The following is a 1333-nucleotide window of genomic DNA, read 5'->3' as shown; positions in this document are numbered from 1 at the left end:
CCCACCCCGTTGTCTGTATGGATATTTACACGTTTGGAGGGTGCAATCTGATGATCGGAACCACCGTTTCGTATCACATAGATCAATCCATCCTTTGTAATATAGTTCACAAACCAAGAAATTTCATCGGCATGGGCTTCAATGACTACTTTATATTTAGCATCCGGATTAATAATACCAACTGCTGTTCCGTAATTATCGATATATGTCTTATCTACATAGGGCTTTAAGTAATCAAGCCACAGCCGTTGACCCTCCCATTCGAACCCTGTAGGAGACGGGTTATTAATATACTTTTCAAAAAATGCTAATGATTCCGCTGTAACCACAGTTTGGTGGGTACTTTCTTCTTTATTACTCTTCTTTGCCATCGTAATCTATTGTTTGGTCACAAAATAAAAATTATTCAGCTAATCCAAAAATATAATCTGAAGATACTGCACTTGGGTCTTTAAAATAAAATTATAAGCTTATCTTTACAACTCAAAATTTTACTTATGGATTTTATTTTTAATGTAATTCATTGGAATATTGATCAAGAAATATTCAAAATTGGTTCATTTGGACTAAGGTACTATTCCTTATGCTGGTTATTAGCTTTTGCGGCCTCTTATGTATTAATGCTTAAGGTATTTAAGCGCGAGGGCAAATCTCAGGAGGATCTTGATAAATTAACAATCTACATCTTCTTGGGTACGTTGATCGGCGCACGTATTGGACATTGTTTATTCTATGAGTTCGACTATTATATCCAACATCCTTTGGAAATGATATTGCCATTTCGAAAAATAGACGGCAGTTGGAAATTAACAGGCTTTATGGGCCTAGCCTCTCATGGCGGTGCAATCGGTATTTTGACCGCATTGTATATGTATGCCCGCAAAACAAAAACAAATTTCTTATGGATTGCAGATAAGTTGGTCTTAGTCGTTCCGGTTGCAGGCGCTTTTATACGCCTTGGCAATTTTTTCAATTCTGAAATATTAGGGAAGCCAGCGGATCCCAACTTACCTTGGGCTGTTATTTTCGAAAATGCAGGACTTCAACCACAGCATTTGAATATGTTGCCTAGACATCCGGCTCAGCTTTACGAAGCTCTTGGCTATATCCTATTATTCGTTCTTCTTTGGGTCATGTATCGAAAGAACCAACGTTCGAAGCCTGGTTTATTATTTGGCATATTTTTGGTCGTATTGTTTGCCATTCGATTTATAATCGAATTTTTCAAAGAAAATCAAGAAGCTTTTGAAAATGACATGACCTTCAACATGGGACAGGTATTAAGTATACCGTTCATTATCGTGGGTCTGTACCTTATTTTTAGGAAGCCAAA

Annotated in this window: 1 protein-coding gene and 1 pseudogene; one reads left to right on the top strand and one right to left on the bottom strand. The window is 37.0% G+C overall.

What is annotated here, in order from left to right:
• A pseudogene (locus C4F40_RS16115) lies at positions 1-371 on the bottom strand (M42 family peptidase); the annotation flags it as partial.
• 126 nt (positions 372-497) lie between these two features.
• Here C4F40_RS16115 and lgt point away from each other — a divergent pair.
• The coding region (lgt, locus tag C4F40_RS16110; RefSeq protein ID WP_196940456.1) for a prolipoprotein diacylglyceryl transferase at positions 498-1333 on the top strand (836 nt) is incomplete at its 3' end.

Origin of the sequence: Sphingobacterium pedocola (genome assembly GCF_015209965.1) — a bacterium.
Classification (GTDB): Bacteria; Bacteroidota; Bacteroidia; order Sphingobacteriales; family Sphingobacteriaceae; genus Sphingobacterium; species Sphingobacterium pedocola.
This window is presented reverse-complemented; position numbering and strand designations above follow the sequence as displayed.